The organism is Dorea sp. AM13-35 (assembly GCF_003473885.1).
Lineage (GTDB): Bacteria > Bacillota > Clostridia > Lachnospirales > Lachnospiraceae > Dorea_D > Dorea_D hominis.
Genome location: NZ_QUCZ01000009.1, coordinates 94,991 through 112,267, shown reverse-complemented (window position 1 = coordinate 112,267; position 17,277 = coordinate 94,991). Strand labels below are relative to the sequence as shown.

The following is a 17,277-nucleotide window of genomic DNA, read 5'->3' as shown; positions in this document are numbered from 1 at the left end:
AAAAAAAGCAAATGAATGAAACAGACATTTTCAGCAGGTTATTCGACATAATTGGCAGATAAAAACAGAGAAAATAAGTCAGAAAGTAATAATATTGTAAAGAAATAAAAGAATCAAGAAACAGGAAGGATTTTGAAATCATGAAAGAAATGTCATGGGAAGCATTTGAAAGGCAGTTTCCTGTACAATTAAATGAACAACAAAAGCAAGCGGTAAAAAGTGTAGACGGACCGATACTTCTCTTAGCAGTACCAGGATCCGGTAAAACGACCGTACTGGTTACAAGGCTTGGATATATGATTTTCTGTAAAGGAATCGCACCGGAGAAAATCTTGACAGTGACATACACAGTCGCAGCAACAAAAGATATGTCCAGGAGGTTTGCATCTTATTTTGGAGAAGAATTGGCTGAACGGTTAGAATTTCGCACAATCAATGGAATCTGTGCAAAAATTATACAATATTACAGCCGGAGTGTCGGTAAATCTGCATTTGAACTGGTGCAGGATGAAAAAATCATCCTTCATTTTCTGATAGAAATCTATCAGGAAACAGAACACAGTTACCCGACAGAAAGTGATCTGAAAAATGTGAGGACATTGATTACATACATAAAAAACATGATGCTGACAGAAGAAGAAATCCGGCATTTAGAAGAAAAAGAAGAATTAAAACTGTTGGAAATCTATCAGGCATACTGTGTAAAAATGCGGAAAGAAGGTCTGATGGATTATGACGATCAGATGGTATACGCTTACAATATGCTTCGTAAATTTCCTGATTTACTGGCATATTTTCAGAGACTTTATCCGTATATTTGTGTGGATGAGGCGCAGGATACATCCAGAATTCAGCATGCAATTATAAAACTTCTTGCATCTGGAACAGAACAGTTATTCATGGTGGGGGATGAAGACCAGAGTATCTATGGCTTTCGTGCGGCGTATCCGAAAGCATTGCTTTCGTTTGAAAAAGATCATCCGAGAGCAAAAGTACTCCTGATGGAAGAAAATTTCCGTTCTAATGCAAAAATCGTAGAAGCGGCAGACCGGTTTATCCAGGAGAATCAATTCCGACATGAGAAACATATGCGGGCATCAAAAAAAGCAGAAAGAGAGATACGGGAAATAGCTTTGAAAAGCAGAAGAGCACAATATCAGTATCTGTTAAAAGTAGCAAAACGTTGTGAAATCCAGACAGCTGTTTTGTACCGGGATCATGAATGTGCAATTCCGCTTATTGATCTTTTGGAACGGCAGGAAATTCCATATCGGATGCGGAACGCAGAAGTGACTTTCTTCACGAATCGGGTTGTTCTTGATATTGTTCATATCATTCAATTTGCTGCAAATCCGAGCGATGAAGAACTGTTCCTGCAGATTTATTATAAACTGAGACTATATTTAAGCCGGAAAGAAGCGTTGGAAATTATAGAATTCAGCCGTGAAAGAGATTTGCCGATTCTCGATGCTGCGCTTTTAAGTCCAAAACTTGACGACTATAAAAAGAGCAACGCAAAAGCAATGCGCACACATTTAAAACATCTGTTACAGGAACCGGGTGATAAGGCAGTGAATCGCATTACAAATTATATGGGGTATCAAGATTGTTTACAAAGAAACGAAATAAATGACAGCAAGCTGGAAGTTGTGAAGATTATTGGGAAATTAGAGCCTACGGCAGAGGATCTGATCCGGCGTTTGGATGAATTGAAAGAAATCATTCAAACTAAGAAAACATCGGAAGACTGTCCGTTTATTCTTTCTACGATTCATGCAAGTAAAGGATTAGAATATGAAATTGTATATATGTTAGATGTAGTGGATGGGATCCTGCCGGCACAGATCCCGAGGAGCCTTCATAGTTCAAAGCCTTCCAGAGAAGAAATGGAAACATACGAGGAAGAGAGACGTTTATTTTATGTAGGAGCAACAAGAGCGAAGCAGGATTTACGGCTTATGACAACGAATCGAAAGAGCAGTTTTTGTGAGGAACTTCTTGGAAAACGGGAGAGGACAAACACTCGCTCCGGGAAAAAAGAAAGCGTTTATAGTAGCTTGTCGAATAGCGCAACCGGAAATAGAAAAAACGGAAACAGATCGAATAATAGTAGGGCAGGAAGAAATGGGGAGCCCGCAGGATATAAGAAAGACGGGGTATATCTGACATATGCATCTCATGCATCCAAAAAAGATTCTGCTACTGGAACGCAGCATAAGATAGAAAAAATTCATCCTGGCATAACTGTTGTGCATCGGAAATTCGGAACTGGAACCGTGATTGCTGTAGACGAAAAGAATGTGCAGATACGGTTCAAGGATAAGATACGAAAATTAAACCTGGCAGTTGTTGCAAGTGGTGGATGGTTGCAGATATAACTTCTATATCAGGGGAATAGGGGTAGATAATTCCCTGATACGGAAGTATATTTATAGAGACAAAATCCTTATACTTAGAATCAACAAAAGTAAAAAAGACAAGCATTTCAATTATATTTTCACAAAATGCAATGTCATAAGGAGGAAAAAACGATGAAAGAGTTTAAAGAGATTGAAACAACAAAGGAAAACGGAGAAACAAAAATGAACATGAAAGAAACAGCGAAAAAAGCAGCGAAAAAAGTGAAAACAATTTGTATTAGCTTGGTTGTTGGAATTGTCATTGGAGCAGTTGGCGGAATTAATATTTACCATTCAATGACAAAGACAGAAGTTACCAATGATTATATTTCTGGAAAACTGGAAGACGTTGGTGAACTCGCAACACAGCAGGTTACCTATTCGTCCACAGAGCAGATGGAAGATGGAAGTATCCCGTTTATTAATAAGAAAAGTTTTTTGATGCATTACAGCGCAACTTTGAAAGCCGGAATCCAGATGGATGAGGTGAAAGAAAAGATTACAGACAAAGAAGTAATTGTTACGATTCCACATGCAAAAGTGTTAGGAAAACCACAGGTGGATCCGGATTCCATCAAGTTCATGGATGAAAAGAGAGCCATTTTTAACTGGCAGACAAAAGAGGATGCCAAGAAGGCAATTTCTTTGGCAGAAAAAGATATAGAGAACAATGATGATATAGATACATCCTCACTTCTGGAGAAAGCAGATGACCATGCAAAAGAACTGATCCATAAGATCCTTGACGGCTCGGTAGGCGGACGTAAGATCGTAGTACAGTTTAAATAGAGGTCTGATTTTTAATGGTGAGCCCGTCTACTTCAAAACAAGTAAGCCATGGATAAGTTACATAATTTACAGAAATATCTCCCGTGGCAATAACTCCATCAGAGCGATAATACACATTACCAAGGGGACTTCGCTCGCAGACATAACCATCTGCCAGTAAGTCCTCTTTTTTCTTATCAGTAAATCCTACTGATATCTCCAGACGCGGAGGCGCACATCAACTGGTAATCTTTTCTATCGAGAGAAGAATATCTTTGTGATTATATTTCTGCATATAAGCGATAGCTTCTGGATTGAGATGAACCATATCGTGTGCCCTCCTGTCTGAGTTTATGTTTATTAATATCCATTATAAACGTTCAGAATTATCGTGCAAGTGGATATATTCAGCAACAGAACGGTCGAATGTTTTAATGTGATGGAATAACCAGTCTACAACGTTACGTTTTACCTGTTCAATAAATTGCTCATTCGGACCTTCATTTTCATTGAGAAAATCATACAGCTCCTGAATAGATTTCTTGAACTCTTCATGTTTTGCATGATGATTTGCTAGCTCAGGATATGCAACTTTTTCCTGAAGAGTCTCTTCCTCTTTAAAATGAAAATCTGTATATGCGTCAAGATAATCGAGCATTTTAATTGCTTTTATTTTCCCGTCGCCGGATTCACAGGCAGTCACAAACTGCTGGATACGATCAATCAGTTCCTGGTGCTGTGTGTCAATGGTTTCATTTCCTGTAATTAAATTATTATCAAAAGTAATTGTCATAATAAAAACCTCCGTATTTTCGTTGAAAGACTCATATATCTGCCCTATAATAGCTATTAACAAAGATCCGGGTTCATATCCTTAATTGCCGGGCATATCAGAGAGAAGGGCAAAATATATGAAATTAGAACAGTTGCAGATATTTCATAACCTGACAGAAGATGAGATGCAGAAAAGCTTGGTCTGTTCTCAGGCTGTCGTACAGAAATATCAAAAAAATGAATATATATTCAGGCAGGGTGACCGCCCTGAAAAACTATATTTTCTATTAAATGGAGATGTGGAAGTGGGGAGTATCAATTTGAACGGGAAAATTACAAGAATCAACCAGGTGTCTGAAGGAGAAGACTTCGGCGAAATTGAATTGTTTCTCCATCAATCGGCTTATTCGGGCTATGCAAAGGCTAAGAATGCTGTAAAAGTACTGGAAGTATCGAAAAATTTCTTTGGAGGCAGATGCGGAAATAATTGTGTACATCATAGCAAAGTTGTTTTCAATATGCTTCAGGTCTTTGCAGAAAAAGCCGATAAAAATAATCATCAAATTGAAGTACTGACCAGTGGAAATCTCCGTCAGCGAGTTGCTACATATCTTCTGGAAAACTGCAATGCAGATAATCAAGTGAATTTGCAAATGAATCGTGAAGATCTTGCATCTTATCTTAATACAACCAGACCATCGTTATCGCGGATGCTTCTTAACCTTCAGGAAGAAGGAACGATCCGTCTGGCAGGTAGAAAGACAATTGAGGTTTTGGATCATGCGTCTTTGCAGTTAGAAGAATAGCGCAATTTTTTTCACTAAATCGAAATCGTTTTGCCCGGAAGAAGCATTAAGCTTCTTCTGGAACAAATACCTCTTTTCCCATTCCACAAATCGGACATACCCAGTCGTCCGGCAGGTCTTCAAAAGGAGTTCCCGGTGCAACACCATTATCTGGATCTCCAACAGCTGGATCATATTCATAGCCACATGGTTCACATACATATTTTTTCATAATTAAAATCTCCTTTTCTTTTTATTCATAAGTTAATGTGTTGTTTCTTAACTTTTGATAGTAGTATAACGAAGAATGAAGAAAATAGATGTAACAAATGTTACGAAAAGGAAAATATTGTAAAAAGTTTAAAAATATCCTTTAAATATCTTAAATATCTTTAAAAATATCCGTTTGAGGACTTTTTATTGGACAGCTATGGAAATAGAGTATAACCAGTGAGAAACAGATAGGGAAAACCAATACTTATTTTGGAAGGAGAACAAGATTATGAGAAAAGAAGGACATAGCAGCAGAGGATTTTTTGGAAATATTAATCATTACGATGCCAGCGGACGTAAAATCGGAGAGAGCCGGAGAAATTTCTGGGGCGGCATGACGAACTACGATGCCAACGGACACAAAATCGGAGAAAGCAGAAGAGGCTTCTTTGGCGGTGTAAATCATTATGATAACAGCGGGCATAAGACAGGACATAGCAGTCCGGGATTTTTCAGCGGTGTGAATCATTATGATAACAGCGGGCATAAGACAGGACATAGCAGTCCGGGATTTTTCAGCGGTGTGAATCATTATGATAACAGCGGGCATAAGACAGGACATAGCAGTCCGGGATTTTTCGGTGGCTGGAATCACTATGATGATTAACCGGGATTCGGGAAGAGGGCAGAAGCTATGAATGAAGACAATTTTTACCGATGATCAGATTCATGACAGACTTGTCGGAAAGTATGATGAACTGTTTGAAAATTGTGTAATAAAAGAGAGACCAAGAGCAGATTATGAGTGGCCTGATACAAATGAAGAAAGGAGTTTGCCGATGAAAAAGAAGTGTGAAGTGAAGATAGATACGCCCTATGATAGAAGAGAAAATGACTGGCTCGCATTTGCCAGACAACAGGCAGAATTTTATCAATATGCCAAGCAGTATATTGCAAATCTGCAAATAAGAACAGAAGAGATTGACCAGGAGATTGAAGAGATTGAGGATATTTTACAGGTTACGGAGGGAGAGCAGAATGATGCCGAATGTGAGACTATACTGACAGAAGAGCCGATGGTGGGGTAAAAGAAAAATGATTTATTTAAGCAGTTTTAAATTAAGCGACAGGAAGATAAAGAATCCCAATATTTATCCATATTCTGTATTCCGAGATAAATACACAGAGCCATTTGTATTTGCACCAATTACGATTTTATATGGAAATAATGGATCTGGGAAATCTACGATATTGAATCTTATAGCGGATAAGCTAGAGATAAAAGGCAGGGAGCGGGCAACAAGCAATTCTTTTGGAATAACAGATTATGTGGAACAATTTATAGAAGAATGTGGCATTGCATATGGAGAAGATGAGGATGGAGAGCCGTACTACAAGGTTCCGGATACCAGCCGTTATATAAAAAGTGAAGACGTCCTTTATGAAATTAAAAAGATTCAGCAAAGGAAGGTCTTAGGCGAGGGAATGGTTTATGACATGGTGCGGGAAGGCTGGAAGAAGCAGGAAGCGGAGAAGTTCCTGGCTTCAAAAGATGGCTATATGCAGAAACAATATATTGAATTTGCACAGGAAAAATATTCCAATGGTGAGACATCCATGCAATACTTTGATGCATATCTCCAGCCGGACGCCTTATATTTGTTGGATGAGCCGGAAGTGTCACTGTCGCCTGCCAATCAGGTGAAGCTCGCAGAAGAGATTAATAAGTTAGCCAGATTGCTTGGATGTCAGTTTATTATAGCAACACATTCACCTTTTATGCTGGGAACACTGCAGGCGAAGATCTATAATATTGATTTGAAGGAATACGAAGTTGTAAAGTGGAGCAAGTTGGAAAATATCCGATATTTTTACGATTTCTTTAAGAAGCATGAAGGGGAATTTGAGTAAACGATAAGTTCATATCTAGGGATGGGAGATCAATAAGCAGGAGGGAAAATAATTGTTGAGCATGAACAAAAAAATAATGATCGGGCTGATTATGGAAAACAGACCTTAAAGCAACTTTCTAAAGAGGTAACGAAAGAATTTGGAAAAGGTTTTTCTGTATCGAATCTTCAAATTATGCGACGCTTTTATCAAAGTTATGAAATTCAACGGACAGTGTCTGTTAAATTGTCATGGTCGCATTATTGCGAGTTACTGACGATTTCAGATCCGGACAAAAGAAGCTTTTATGAAAAAGAAGCTATTAATTCCGGGTGGTCTACACGTGAATTAAAGCGACAGATTTCTACTTCGCTCTATGAACGATTATTACTGTCAGAGGGAAAAACGAATAAGGAAACCGTTCTTGCGCTTGCAGAAAAGGGAATTGAGATGTCCACTCCGTTAGATATTATCAAAGACCCTTACGTATTTGAATTTCTGGGCGTACCAGAAAATAAGCCCATGCTAGAAAGTGATCTTGAAAAAGCGCTTGTCGCACAGATAGAGAAATTTCTTCTGGAATTAGGACGAGGTTTTATGTTTGTGGGAACGCAACAGCGTATTACATTGAACAATACTCATTATTATGCGGATATGGTTTTTTATAATAAAATTCTTCGTGCGTATGTACTGATCGAATTAAAGACAACTAAGCTTACACCGGAAGCGGCAGGACAGCTTAATATGTATCTGAATTATTATGCTGCAGAAGTGAATGATGAACATGATAACCCACCAATTGGTATTATCCTTTGTACGGACAAAGACAGTATAGCGGCTGAATATGCACTTGGTGGTTTATCTAACAATATTTTTGCTTCGCGCTATGTTTCTTATATCCCAAATAAAGAGCAGCTAATTGCACAGGTGGAAGCTGTTTTGAATGAATGGCATAAACAGAAAAAAGAATAACAGCAGAAGAAACAAGCAGGGGCTGTCGCAATTATTATCAATCAAGTGAAATATATATAAAATTCTATATAATACTTTCAATATGCAACCATTAGTTGCTAGAAATGTTCTCTCTGGTTGGTGGAATAATCAGCTCATATTTTATAAGATATTCTTATCAAAGATAAATATACGGAGGGACATGTTATGAAATTAGGTCAAAATATCGCAATATACAGAAAGGAAGCAGGGCTTACACAGGAACAGCTTGCGGAAAAGTGTGAGGTTTCGCGACAGGCAGTAACGAAATGGGAAAAAAGAAGAAGCAAAATTAAATCATGCATATTACCGCTTTATTTATATGGCAATAATGATTTTATGGGGCGCAGATAAAGATGAAAAATTGAAAGAATCGGAGCGTGTGTTGGCTTTAAAAGCTTTGTACGAAGTTGTAGAAACGGAATTCATAAATGAACAAGGAAAAATATACGAGAAATATCTTGTGAAAAACACAACGGAAGAGGAAAGGAAAAATTACATCAGAATGCCAAATAGAATTATTACTCCAAAAGAGGAGTGGAATCCTTTTGACGATTACATAGAAGGAAAATGTGAAGTTACTGTGGGACTTCAGGAAATAGAAGAACGGCTTGAAAAGGAATTGAATGCACTGCAACCAGGAGAATAAAAGAATATATACATACCACCATTGAAGAAATCCTCGTCATTGACGGGGATTTCGCCATGTTTACACAGCTCATTCTTGCAGTGAAAAAAAGAAGAGAGTATAATTGTATGGCATATCTGAAGCAAAGTCATATTTACACTATGAAATACGCATCAAGATAAAAGATTGATAACCATACAATGAAAGGAAAGGTTTTATAATGAACATTATAGACAAATTTGGAAATATGGTGAGCAGTGCTACCTTGAAAGACTCAGAAAAAGCTCGCCGCCTTCTTCTCGCGGGATACCGCCTGCAGGAGAAACGGTTATGCCTTTTTCCGGATCGTGCACTTCCATCATCAGGTCGCTATGTGGCGAAAATAGTTATGAAAAATATTATTCAGGCACTGTCCAGACCGGAAAATTCCGCGATGGTCAGTATTTTTGTGCCGGGAGAACTGCTGACGGCAGCAGGATTAACACCGTATTCGGTTGAGGCAATGTCCTGTTTTATGGCAGGAACAAATTGTGAACAGACATTTCTTAGAAGAACGGAAGAAGAAGGATTTCCGGAGACGATGTGCTCTTATCATCGTGTGTTTTTAGGGGCTGCGCTGACAGGATTCCTGCCAAAGCCGAAATGCACGATTTATACAAATCTTGCCTGTGATGGCAATATGATGACATTCCCTTATTTGAAAGAAAAATATCATGTGCCGGGATTTTATATTGATGTCCCGTATGAGAAGAATCAGGAAGCAATCGAATATGTTGCGGAACAGCTGCGTGAGCTGACGATATTTTTGGAGGATGTAACTAAGAGAAAGATTTCCGGTGAGGCAGTGGAAAAAGCAGTTGCAAACAGTAGAAAAGCATCTGAATATTATCAGCAGCAGCTCGCACTTCGCAAAGATCATGATCCGGTGACTTCTCTGACAAATGAATTATATGCAATTTTTATGTGTCATCTTCTGGCAGGTTCAGAAGAGGCAGTGAAATATACAGAATTACTGTTAAAAGATGTGAAGAAAGCTCCAAAAGGCGGTGGTTTGCATGTCCTCTGGATGCATATTATGCCATTTTTACAGCAGCCGGTGAAAGATGTCTTCAACTATAATCCGAAGATGCACATCAGTGCCTGCGACTTTGTCGCGGATGGATTTCAGAAAATGCATGCGTCGGATCCATATGAGGCTCTGGCTGAAAAAATGGTCAATTGCATTTACAACGGAAGTGTAGATCAGAGAATCCAGGTTGCAGAAAAACTTGCGAAAGAGACGAATGCAGACGGTGGAATCTTATTTGCACACTGGGGCTGCAAAGGAACGATTGGCGCCTCTAGCTTGATAAAAAGTTCATTGGAGGAAGCAGGACTTCCAACGATGATTCTTGACGGAGACGGCTGTAACCCTGCAAATACCAGTGATGGTCAGGTGTCTACGAGATTACAGGCATTTATGGAAATGCTGGAAAAAGGCAAGGAGGATAGATAGTCATGATATATTATGTCTGTAAATATACACCGATAGAATTATTTGAAGGTTTTGGTGAAACCTGTGCCGTTCTGGAAGAAATGCCGGAGAATTTTGAAGAGTCGGATCAGATTGCACACGCAAATTTATGTGGATTCGGAAAATCTGTCATTCAGGCAGTTCTGGAAGGAAAAGCAGATGAGCTGGTTCTTGTGAATTGCTGTGATTCGATGCGCCGCGTGTATGATATTGTAAAAAATACAAAGAAATGCAAATTCATTTACATGCTGGATCTGCCTCATGACGATAATGAATGTGAAAAGGAAAAATTTGCCCGCGCAATTTGTGGATTGAAGGATGCCTATGAGAAATATTCGGGGAAAACATTTGACAAAACACGATTTATAAATAGTTTTGCAACATTTCCCGCAAAAAATAATCCTTATATCGGAGTGATGGGGGTACGCGTCAGTGGTGTTTTGGAAGAAATGATCCAGGAAAATATACAGATGGATGTGAAAAACCTTACTTGTACAGGAGGAAGAAAACTATCTGTATTGCCGGATGAAATGAAAAAACTGGATGAAAATGAATTATTTCTTGCATATGCGGATGCACTTCTTGGACAGCTTCCGTGTTTCCGTATGAACCAAAGTTCCAGAAGAAATGAGCTTTATCTCGATCCGAACCTGAAAGGAATTATTTATCATACGATCAAATTCTGTGATTATTATGGGTTTGAATATGCAAGTATAAAGAAGAATATGAAAGTTCCACTTCTTAAAATAGAAACTGATTTTACAAGCCAGAGTGCCGGACAGCTGTTGACGAGGATTCAGGCTTTTTCAGAAACAATTGAAGGATCAGAAGATATGGATGCAACAAAAGGAATCAGCGAGGAGGCAAAAGAAAAAATGAAATCAGGAGTCTATTATGTAGCGGGAATTGACAGTGGATCAACAAGTACAGATGTTGTTATTTTAGATCAGGATGGAAAAATCAAATCTACGATGATCATTCCGACCGGCGGCGGTGCGATGATGAGCGCGGAGAAGAGTTTAGAGAAAGCAGTAGAGAAAGCCGAAATTAACAAGGATGATATCGTGCGTATTGTCACAACCGGATATGGACGTGCTTATATTGACAGCGGTGATGACAGTATCACGGAGATCACCTGTCATGCGAAGGGTGCGCATTATCTGAATCCGAATGTCCGCACGGTCATTGATATCGGTGGACAGGATATTAAAGCAATCAGTATTGATGAAAACGGAGCGGTTACGAATTTCCTTATGAATGATAAATGTGCAGCCGGAACCGGACGTTTTCTGGAAATGATGGCGAGAACGCTTGGAATGCCGCTGGAAGAGATGAGTACCAAAGGTCTGGAATGGAAAGAAAATATCGTTATTTCCAGCATGTGTACTGTATTTGCCGAATCAGAAGTGGTGTCACTTGTTGCGCAGAATAAAAATGTTGCAGATATTATCCACGGATTAAATGTGTCTGTAGCATCGAAAGTCGGTGCACTTGCAGCGCGTCTCGGCAAGAAAAATCCGGGTGAATATATGATGACCGGAGGAGTTGCGAAAAATAAAGGTATTATTCAGGCACTGGAAGAAAAGCTTGGAGCAAAACTGTATATTTGCGATGAAGCACAGCTTTGCGGAGCGCTTGGAGCAGCATTATTTGCATATAAGAAATGCAAAAACGAGGAATAAAAATGACGAAAGAAGAATGGTATGAGCAGTTATTTGACCGGTTGGAACATTCCAAATTCCGTAGCGGTTTTCATTTGAAAAAGAAAGATATTGATTATATTAATGAAAAAGGACTGGATACGATCCGGGAGCATGCAAGAGACTTTATCGCAAAGCGGGAAGCACCGGCAGTTATTCCAAATGATGGGAAACAGACACCAATGCAGGGACATCCGGTATTTATCGCTCAGCATGCGACAGCTACCTGCTGTCGGGAATGTATCCGCAAGTGGCATAAGATGCGCCCTGGACGGGAATTAAGCCCGGTACAGCAGGAGTATCTGGTGGATGTGATCATGACGTGGATTCAGAAAGAGATGGAAGCATATAAAAACGTGCATAAGAAGTAAAGCTGGCATTTCTGTAAGTATAGGCTGATAGTAAGGAGAATGCAGATGGAATATACAGTCATCCGTTCCGGAAGAAAAACGGTGGCAATTCAGTTAAATCAGGACTTAACGGTAACAGTACGGGCACCATGGCGTGCTTCCAAAAGCGAGATTGAACGAATCTTACAGAAGAAAAAACCATGGATCGAAAAGCATCTTGATCAGATGAGAAGAAGAAAAGAGCATTATGATGCATCCGGAACGGATAAATTGACCGATGAAGAGATACAAGAATTAGCGAACAAAGCATTGAAGTACATACCGGAGCGGGTGGCATATTTTTCAAAAATCATAGGAGTTACTTACGGAAGAATTACGATTCGTAACCAAAAGACAAGATGGGGAAGCTGCAGCAGCAAGGGGAATTTGAATTTTAACTGTCAGTTAATGCTTGCCCCACCGGAAATCATAGATTATGTTGTCGTTCATGAACTTTGCCACAGAAAAGAAATGAATCATTCAAAAAATTTCTGGAGAGAAGTAGAGAAGATACTTCCGGATTATAAAAAATCGGTGTTGTGGTTAAAGAATGAAGGCAGTATGATAATGGCAAGGCGGTAGAAAAGTGTGTTGTATACAGCATAGAAGTAAGAACGGAGGAAATGAAAATGAGTAAAGCAGACAGGGCAGAAGAATTATTCAGAATGGGTTACAATTGCAGTCAATCTGTTTATGCAGCTTTTGCAGAAGAGCTTGGTATAAGTATCGAAGAGGCGGCGAAAAAAGCCAGTCCATTTGGAGCAGGATTCGGAAAACTTCGGGAAGTGTGCGGCGCTGTGACGGGGATGACTATGGTACTTGGCGAGTTATATGGGTATGAGGATCCAAAAGATGCCGCCGGAAAGAAAGAGCTTTATGCACTTGTGCAGAAATTATGTGGCTCTTTTGAAGAATCGGAAGGAAGTCTGATCTGCAGAGAACTTCTCGGTCTGAAAAAAGGAGAAGATCTGGAAGAGCCTGCAGTAAGAACGGAAGAATATTATCAGAGCAGACCGTGTGTGAGAGCCTGTAGAAGAGCAGCAGAGATTCTGGAAACTTATATAGATTCATGCGTTGCATGACGCGCATCTCGCATCAAGAATGCCGAAGGCATTCTTGCAAAATTTAGAAAAATAAGATGTATGGAGATAAATTTTCAGATGTTAAATATAATCGAAATAAATGACTTTTATTGTTCGAAGCTGGATATTTATGCCAGATATACCGAGGCGCAGTTGCTGAATAAGGATCATCCGGAAGACGGAATGTTTATTGCTGAGAGCCCTAAGGTGATCGGCAGAGCGTTGGATGCGGGATATGAGCCAGTGTCTGTTCTTGTTGAAAAGAAGCAGATAAAGGATAATGAAGAAACAAAAGAATTGCTTCAAAAATATGAAAATACAGAAGTTCCGGTTTTTACTGCGGAATTTGACGTACTGTCGAAGCTGACAGGATTCAAGCTGACAAGAGGCATGTTATGTGCAATGAGACGGAAGAAGCCGGTGAGATTTCAGGATGTGTGCGCGGGAAAGCGGAGGATTGCGATACTGGAAAATATAATGAATCCTACGAATGTCGGTGCTATTTTCCGCTCGGCAGCAGCCTTAAATATGGAAGCAGTGCTTCTGACACCGGGATGCAGCGATCCCTTATACAGAAGAGCGTCCAGAGTCAGCATGGGTACTGTATTTCAAGTGCCATGGACATTTATCCGGGATCATAATGAAATGCGCTGTGAACGGGAGAATCTCTGGCCGGAGCAGGCAATCATGGAGCTTAGAGATTTGGGGTATAAGACTGTGGCACTTGCGTTGTCGGATGATTCTGTCAGTATCGATGATCCGGTATTAGTGAAGGAAGAAAAGCTGGCAGTAATCCTGGGCACCGAAGGTGAAGGACTTATGGATAAGACCATCGAGTTGTGCGATTATACGGCGAAAATACCGATGAGCCACGGCGTAGATTCCCTGAATGTCGCAGCAGCGAGCGCGGTTGCGTTCTGGCAGCTGGGGCGAAAGTAGAATAAGAAAGTAGAAATCCTTTGGCAGGTGAGAGGATTTCTACTTTTATTCTACATAGAAAAATTGATAATTCTCAGAAATGCTATACAATAGTATTAGCAAGTAACGGAGGATAATCATGAAGGACTATAGTTTGGGAAATTTTATCAGTGCATTAAGAGAGAAAAAAGGCCTGTCTCAATATCAGTTGGGTGCACTCGTAGGTGTCACAGATAAAGCAGTGTCAAAGTGGGAAAATGGAGCTTCTAAGCCAAGAATCAACACAGTAAAAAAACTGGCACAAGTATTAGATGTGGGCATAGACGAGCTGTTGACTTGCGAATATGCTACTTTCGGTAGAAAAAGGAAGGACCTATTTGCAATGAAAAATGATATATTAAAAATAGCAGAAGAGAGGGTAAAAGAAATATATGGAGAAAACCCACCGCTTGATGTAGTAAATCGTTTTCAAACAGAAGAATTGCTACTTGAAGATCGAGAAATTCTTTTATGGATGGGCTTCTTTGGAAAATTGCAGGAAGTGTTTGAAAAGGATAATGGATATGCGCTTGTACGCGGAGGTCAGTTGGGTGCATCTTTTATTGCGTGGATTTTGGGTGGAACCATTGTTAATCCATTACCTGCGCACTATTATTGTCCTGCATGTAAAAAGATGGAGTTTTTTAAAGAAACAAAATGTGGAATTGATTTACCGGATAAAAAGTGTTCCTGTGGTGAAAAGCTAAAAAAAGATGGATTTGGAATTGCTACTGTAAATATATTTCCATTAAGAAAATGGATGGAGATTACAGTTTCAAAAAATGGAACAGGATTGGTAAAAAAATGTTTGGATAATTATTTTAAAGAATATGGTGTGGTGCGAGAAGTTATAATTTCTAACAACGTTAAGGGAGAGGATGCATTTGATCGATTTAACGTCAAAAGGTATATGGTAGTTTCGGAAGAATTGAATAAACGATTTCCAGAAAAAATTGTCAGATTGTCATTCGAGGAATATTATAATACAGCACATGATATATTAGGCATAACGGTTGTAGAAGCGGATAAAAGCGTTGAGTTTAAATATGTAGATATAGAATTTTCAAAGAAACAGATAAAAGAATATTACAATTATGCTAAAGAAAACGATATTTTTGATGATCCTGTCAGAAATATACATTTACCAAAGATTTTAGCAGATATAAAGGAACCAAGTTTCGGCGATTTGGTTGCAATAAATGGCTTTTTGCATGGGACAGGAGTATGGGAAAATAATGCAGAATATTTATACAAAAAAGGCATTCCATTGCAGGATATGATTTATTGTTGTGAAGATGTGTATTCTTATTTATATGATAAACTTAAAGGCGTAAATTCTGATAATCTTTCTGGTCTTATTTGTGAAATAAAAAATTCTGTATGTAAGGGAAAATATTTGAAAAATACAATGCCGCAAGAAATAGAAAAACTTCTTGATGAGAATGAAGTACCTGAATGGTATATAGAAAGCATGAAAAAAATACGATATTTGTTTCCAAAAGCACATATAATAGCTTCGTTAAAAAAGGATATAGAGGAATTTCTTATATTGGAGAAAAATAGGAAACTGTATTAAAAGCCGATGAAAATAATTTGTGTCCGTATCACAAGAGGAATCATGGACGTCTATTTTTTATTGACAACATGATTCCTTTTATATTATTATAAATTAACGCAATGCGTATATTAGCTGGGAGGAGAATAAAAATGAGCAGAGGAAGAGAAGTAAAAGAATTAAGAGAAAAGATGGGAATGAACAGACGGGAATTTAGTGATTATTATGGAATACCATATCGTACAGTTCAGGATTGGGAAGCGGAGAAGCGGGAGCTGCCGGAATATTTGCTGCGATTGCTGAAATATAGAGCAGAGGCAGAGTGTAGGATTAGAAGTGAAGATGAATAGGCAGGGCAGGGAGGTAAATTTGGAAAGAAAAGTAGATGTAGTAGAGGATTTAGATGGCAAGAAAACAGTATTTATTCATGATAGTTTGTTTAAAGGGAAACGAACAATAAATTGGGGTGAGGTTGAACGGTATTTAAAACGATATGTGGGAGAAATTTACACTGTTGCTGCTAGCAATGATGTTGTTTATATTGGTCCTGATTTACCAGATGAATATGCACATTCTAATTATACACATATTTTACGGGGAACAAATGCTAAAGCAAAAGCAAATGCAGTGCAAGGATTGCCAGAACTCATGGAAGTAGCAAATGGAAAGAGCTATACAGAAAATTACAAAACGAAACATAATACAGATGCTATGTATGGTTGGTACCGTTATGAGTCAAGATTTGCTTTACCTGTGTTTGATGCCAACGGGGAGATTACAAGATATAATATTTTTAATGTAATTATGGTTATCAGACATGCGAAGGACGGGAAAAAGTATCTTTATGATATTATAAACATAAAAAAAGAAACGAGCACCCTTTTCCAGTCCGAAGACATTACTCAGTAAAAAACCCATTTCTTGTGTTGTATTATAACCGGATGATGCTAAAATGTCAACTACAATAGATGTGATTTAGCTTAGAGTGACAGGATTCACAGTTTGAATGTGTTTATGCTTATTATGAAAAAATAAATAAAGTGGCTTAATTCATAAATGAAATTAAGACAAAAAATTTTATACTACAAGTTCAATGACAGGTGAGATACTCTCCTTTACAATTGTTTTTAGGTGTGGTAGACGCATATGTGAAAGAAAATACCACAGAACTTGTGGATCCGTTGGATGTAAAGAAGAAGGTTGAACTTTTGGAAGAAAAGAGGAATATTCTGCTTACAGAACTGGACACACAGATTAAAGTATCCAACGCAACTACTTTTATTGAAATAGAATAAAAAGATTGCTTGCATTACGAAAATCCTGAACTTAGTTTCCCTGTAACAGGGTTAAGTTACAAGAAGAATATGCAAATTCTGATTAAATAGGATAGCTCAAGGAAGCGGCGCAATGGGTAGCGCATATGGCTGATAACCATATTGTTGCGGGTTCGAGTTCTGTCTTCATAAAACTGAGTTTATGAATAGTATTAAGAACATAAGGACAGTTAATCATTTTTTGTAATATTTAAACTGTAAAGCGTGAATAGTTAATGATTTTGCTTTTGAATAGTTATGGATAAACAGAAAACTTTTCTTCAGGCATAGAGATATGCTGAAATCCATGGAACAGGTTGG

At 38.6% G+C, this 17,277-nt stretch carries 21 protein-coding genes and 1 tRNA gene; 20 read left to right on the top strand and 2 right to left on the bottom strand.

Translation table 11 applies throughout. The annotated features are described in order from the left end of the window. Window positions 1–140 precede the first annotated feature (140 nt). Both DW152_RS11025 and DW152_RS11020 read left to right on the top strand, forming a co-directional pair. Window positions 141–2,378 (top strand): ATP-dependent helicase, encoded by a 2,238-nt coding sequence (locus DW152_RS11025; protein ID WP_243059921.1) that lies wholly within the window; start codon window positions 141–143, stop codon window positions 2,376–2,378. Between the two features lie 153 nt (window positions 2,379–2,531). Next, window positions 2,532–3,188, top strand: coding sequence for a DUF4230 domain-containing protein (locus DW152_RS11020; RefSeq protein WP_158549913.1), 657 nt, complete (start codon window positions 2,532–2,534; stop codon window positions 3,186–3,188). A gap of 349 nt (window positions 3,189–3,537) precedes the next feature. On the opposite strand, the gene DW152_RS11010 is transcribed toward DW152_RS11020, so the two are convergent. Further along, entirely contained in the window at window positions 3,538–3,960 is a 423-nt protein-coding gene (locus DW152_RS11010) for a bacteriohemerythrin (protein ID WP_117538026.1), read from the bottom strand. A 118-nt stretch (window positions 3,961–4,078) separates the two neighbouring features. On the opposite strand from DW152_RS11010, the gene DW152_RS11005 reads away from it, so the two are divergent. Next, window positions 4,079–4,747: a Crp/Fnr family transcriptional regulator gene (locus tag DW152_RS11005; RefSeq protein ID WP_117538027.1), complete on the top strand. Its 669-nt coding sequence runs from the start codon at window positions 4,079–4,081 to the stop codon at window positions 4,745–4,747. Window positions 4,748–4,793: 46 nt separating this feature from the next. Here the strand turns inward: DW152_RS11005 and rd are convergent, their stop codons facing one another. Then, the gene (gene rd, locus DW152_RS11000) at window positions 4,794–4,958 is read right to left on the bottom strand and encodes a rubredoxin (protein WP_021860312.1); all 165 of its coding nucleotides are present in this window, start codon (window positions 4,956–4,958) and stop codon (window positions 4,794–4,796) included. A 270-nt stretch (window positions 4,959–5,228) separates the two neighbouring features. On the opposite strand from rd, the gene DW152_RS10995 reads away from it, so the two are divergent. The 17 genes from DW152_RS10995 (at window position 5,229) to DW152_RS10920 (ending at window position 17,105) form a co-directional block, all read left to right on the top strand. Beyond that, the gene (locus DW152_RS10995; protein ID WP_243059919.1) at window positions 5,229–5,606 is read left to right on the top strand and encodes a hypothetical protein; all 378 of its coding nucleotides are present in this window, start codon (window positions 5,229–5,231) and stop codon (window positions 5,604–5,606) included. Between the two features lie 31 nt (window positions 5,607–5,637). After that, window positions 5,638–6,027, top strand: a complete 390-nt coding sequence (locus DW152_RS10990) for a hypothetical protein (RefSeq protein WP_117538028.1) — start codon at window positions 5,638–5,640, stop codon at window positions 6,025–6,027. A 7-nt stretch (window positions 6,028–6,034) separates the two neighbouring features. Continuing rightward, complete coding sequence (locus DW152_RS10985; RefSeq protein ID WP_117538029.1) at window positions 6,035–6,850, top strand: AAA family ATPase; 816 nt, start codon at window positions 6,035–6,037, stop codon at window positions 6,848–6,850. Between the two features lie 48 nt (window positions 6,851–6,898). Beyond that, entirely contained in the window at window positions 6,899–7,801 is a 903-nt protein-coding gene (locus tag DW152_RS10980) for a PDDEXK nuclease domain-containing protein (protein WP_118288635.1), read from the top strand. 186 nt (window positions 7,802–7,987) lie between these two features. Continuing rightward, a complete protein-coding gene (locus DW152_RS10975; RefSeq protein ID WP_021860318.1) occupies window positions 7,988–8,173 on the top strand; it encodes a helix-turn-helix transcriptional regulator in 186 nt (61 codons plus the stop codon). Then, window positions 8,142–8,468, top strand: a complete 327-nt coding sequence (locus tag DW152_RS10970) for a hypothetical protein (protein ID WP_021860319.1) — start codon at window positions 8,142–8,144, stop codon at window positions 8,466–8,468. The genes DW152_RS10975 and DW152_RS10970 overlap by 32 nt, the downstream gene beginning before the upstream one ends. Window positions 8,469–8,667: 199 nt before the next feature. Next, a complete protein-coding gene (locus tag DW152_RS10965; RefSeq protein WP_021860320.1) occupies window positions 8,668–9,942 on the top strand; it encodes a 2-hydroxyacyl-CoA dehydratase subunit D in 1,275 nt (424 codons plus the stop codon). A gap of 2 nt (window positions 9,943–9,944) precedes the next feature. Next, entirely contained in the window at window positions 9,945–11,642 is a 1,698-nt protein-coding gene (locus tag DW152_RS10960) for an acyl-CoA dehydratase activase (protein ID WP_118288633.1), read from the top strand. A 2-nt stretch (window positions 11,643–11,644) separates the two neighbouring features. Next, the gene (locus DW152_RS10955; RefSeq protein ID WP_021860322.1) at window positions 11,645–12,031 is read left to right on the top strand and encodes a DUF4186 domain-containing protein; all 387 of its coding nucleotides are present in this window, start codon (window positions 11,645–11,647) and stop codon (window positions 12,029–12,031) included. Window positions 12,032–12,076: 45 nt separating this feature from the next. Next, complete coding sequence (locus DW152_RS10950; protein WP_117538032.1) at window positions 12,077–12,631, top strand: M48 family metallopeptidase; 555 nt, start codon at window positions 12,077–12,079, stop codon at window positions 12,629–12,631. 47 nt (window positions 12,632–12,678) lie between these two features. After that, entirely contained in the window at window positions 12,679–13,131 is a 453-nt protein-coding gene (locus DW152_RS10945; protein ID WP_021860324.1) for a C-GCAxxG-C-C family protein, read from the top strand. Between the two features lie 78 nt (window positions 13,132–13,209). Continuing rightward, window positions 13,210–14,070, top strand: a complete 861-nt coding sequence (locus tag DW152_RS10940) for a TrmH family RNA methyltransferase (protein ID WP_118288632.1) — start codon at window positions 13,210–13,212, stop codon at window positions 14,068–14,070. Window positions 14,071–14,188: 118 nt separating this feature from the next. After that, window positions 14,189–15,664 carry a helix-turn-helix domain-containing protein gene (locus DW152_RS10935; protein WP_118288631.1) on the top strand — a complete coding sequence of 492 codons (1,476 nt, stop codon included), beginning with the start codon at window positions 14,189–14,191 and terminating at the stop codon, window positions 15,662–15,664. A 131-nt stretch (window positions 15,665–15,795) separates the two neighbouring features. Further along, entirely contained in the window at window positions 15,796–15,993 is a 198-nt protein-coding gene (locus tag DW152_RS10930) for a helix-turn-helix domain-containing protein (RefSeq protein ID WP_021860327.1), read from the top strand. Between the two features lie 19 nt (window positions 15,994–16,012). After that, on the top strand, window positions 16,013–16,552 hold the full coding sequence (locus DW152_RS10925; protein ID WP_118288630.1) for a hypothetical protein: 540 nt from the start codon (window positions 16,013–16,015) through the stop codon (window positions 16,550–16,552). A gap of 239 nt (window positions 16,553–16,791) precedes the next feature. After that, the gene (locus tag DW152_RS13210) at window positions 16,792–16,938 is read left to right on the top strand and encodes a hypothetical protein (RefSeq protein ID WP_186856230.1); all 147 of its coding nucleotides are present in this window, start codon (window positions 16,792–16,794) and stop codon (window positions 16,936–16,938) included. 98 nt (window positions 16,939–17,036) lie between these two features. Then, a tRNA-Ile gene (locus DW152_RS10920) sits at window positions 17,037–17,105 on the top strand. The last annotated feature ends 172 nt before the right edge of the window (window positions 17,106–17,277 follow it).

Excerpts from the sequence above, each read along its gene's own strand:
- DW152_RS10930 (WP_021860327.1), top strand. The coding sequence starts at position 15,796 with ATGAGCAGAGGAAGAGAAGTAAAAGAATTAAGAGAAAAGATGGGAATG.
- DW152_RS10985 (WP_117538029.1), top strand. The coding sequence starts at position 6,035 with ATGATTTATTTAAGCAGTTTTAAATTAAGCGACAGGAAGATAAAGAAT.
- DW152_RS11010 (WP_117538026.1), bottom strand. The coding sequence starts at position 3,960 with ATGACAATTACTTTTGATAATAATTTAATTACAGGAAATGAAACCATT.
- DW152_RS10995 (WP_243059919.1), top strand. The coding sequence starts at position 5,229 with ATGAGAAAAGAAGGACATAGCAGCAGAGGATTTTTTGGAAATATTAAT.
- DW152_RS10955 (WP_021860322.1), top strand. The coding sequence starts at position 11,645 with ATGACGAAAGAAGAATGGTATGAGCAGTTATTTGACCGGTTGGAACAT.
- DW152_RS10950 (WP_117538032.1), top strand. The coding sequence starts at position 12,077 with ATGGAATATACAGTCATCCGTTCCGGAAGAAAAACGGTGGCAATTCAG.
- DW152_RS10990 (WP_117538028.1), top strand. The coding sequence starts at position 5,638 with ATGAAGACAATTTTTACCGATGATCAGATTCATGACAGACTTGTCGGA.
- DW152_RS10945 (WP_021860324.1), top strand. The coding sequence starts at position 12,679 with ATGAGTAAAGCAGACAGGGCAGAAGAATTATTCAGAATGGGTTACAAT.
- rd (WP_021860312.1), bottom strand. The coding sequence starts at position 4,958 with ATGAAAAAATATGTATGTGAACCATGTGGCTATGAATATGATCCAGCT.
- DW152_RS10970 (WP_021860319.1), top strand. The coding sequence starts at position 8,142 with ATGGCAATAATGATTTTATGGGGCGCAGATAAAGATGAAAAATTGAAA.
- DW152_RS10940 (WP_118288632.1), top strand. The coding sequence starts at position 13,210 with ATGTTAAATATAATCGAAATAAATGACTTTTATTGTTCGAAGCTGGAT.
- DW152_RS10935 (WP_118288631.1), top strand. The coding sequence starts at position 14,189 with ATGAAGGACTATAGTTTGGGAAATTTTATCAGTGCATTAAGAGAGAAA.
- DW152_RS11005 (WP_117538027.1), top strand. The coding sequence starts at position 4,079 with ATGAAATTAGAACAGTTGCAGATATTTCATAACCTGACAGAAGATGAG.
- DW152_RS11020 (WP_158549913.1), top strand. The coding sequence starts at position 2,532 with ATGAAAGAGTTTAAAGAGATTGAAACAACAAAGGAAAACGGAGAAACA.
- DW152_RS11025 (WP_243059921.1), top strand. The coding sequence starts at position 141 with ATGAAAGAAATGTCATGGGAAGCATTTGAAAGGCAGTTTCCTGTACAA.
- DW152_RS10965 (WP_021860320.1), top strand. The coding sequence starts at position 8,668 with ATGAACATTATAGACAAATTTGGAAATATGGTGAGCAGTGCTACCTTG.
- DW152_RS10975 (WP_021860318.1), top strand. The coding sequence starts at position 7,988 with ATGAAATTAGGTCAAAATATCGCAATATACAGAAAGGAAGCAGGGCTT.
- DW152_RS10960 (WP_118288633.1), top strand. The coding sequence starts at position 9,945 with ATGATATATTATGTCTGTAAATATACACCGATAGAATTATTTGAAGGT.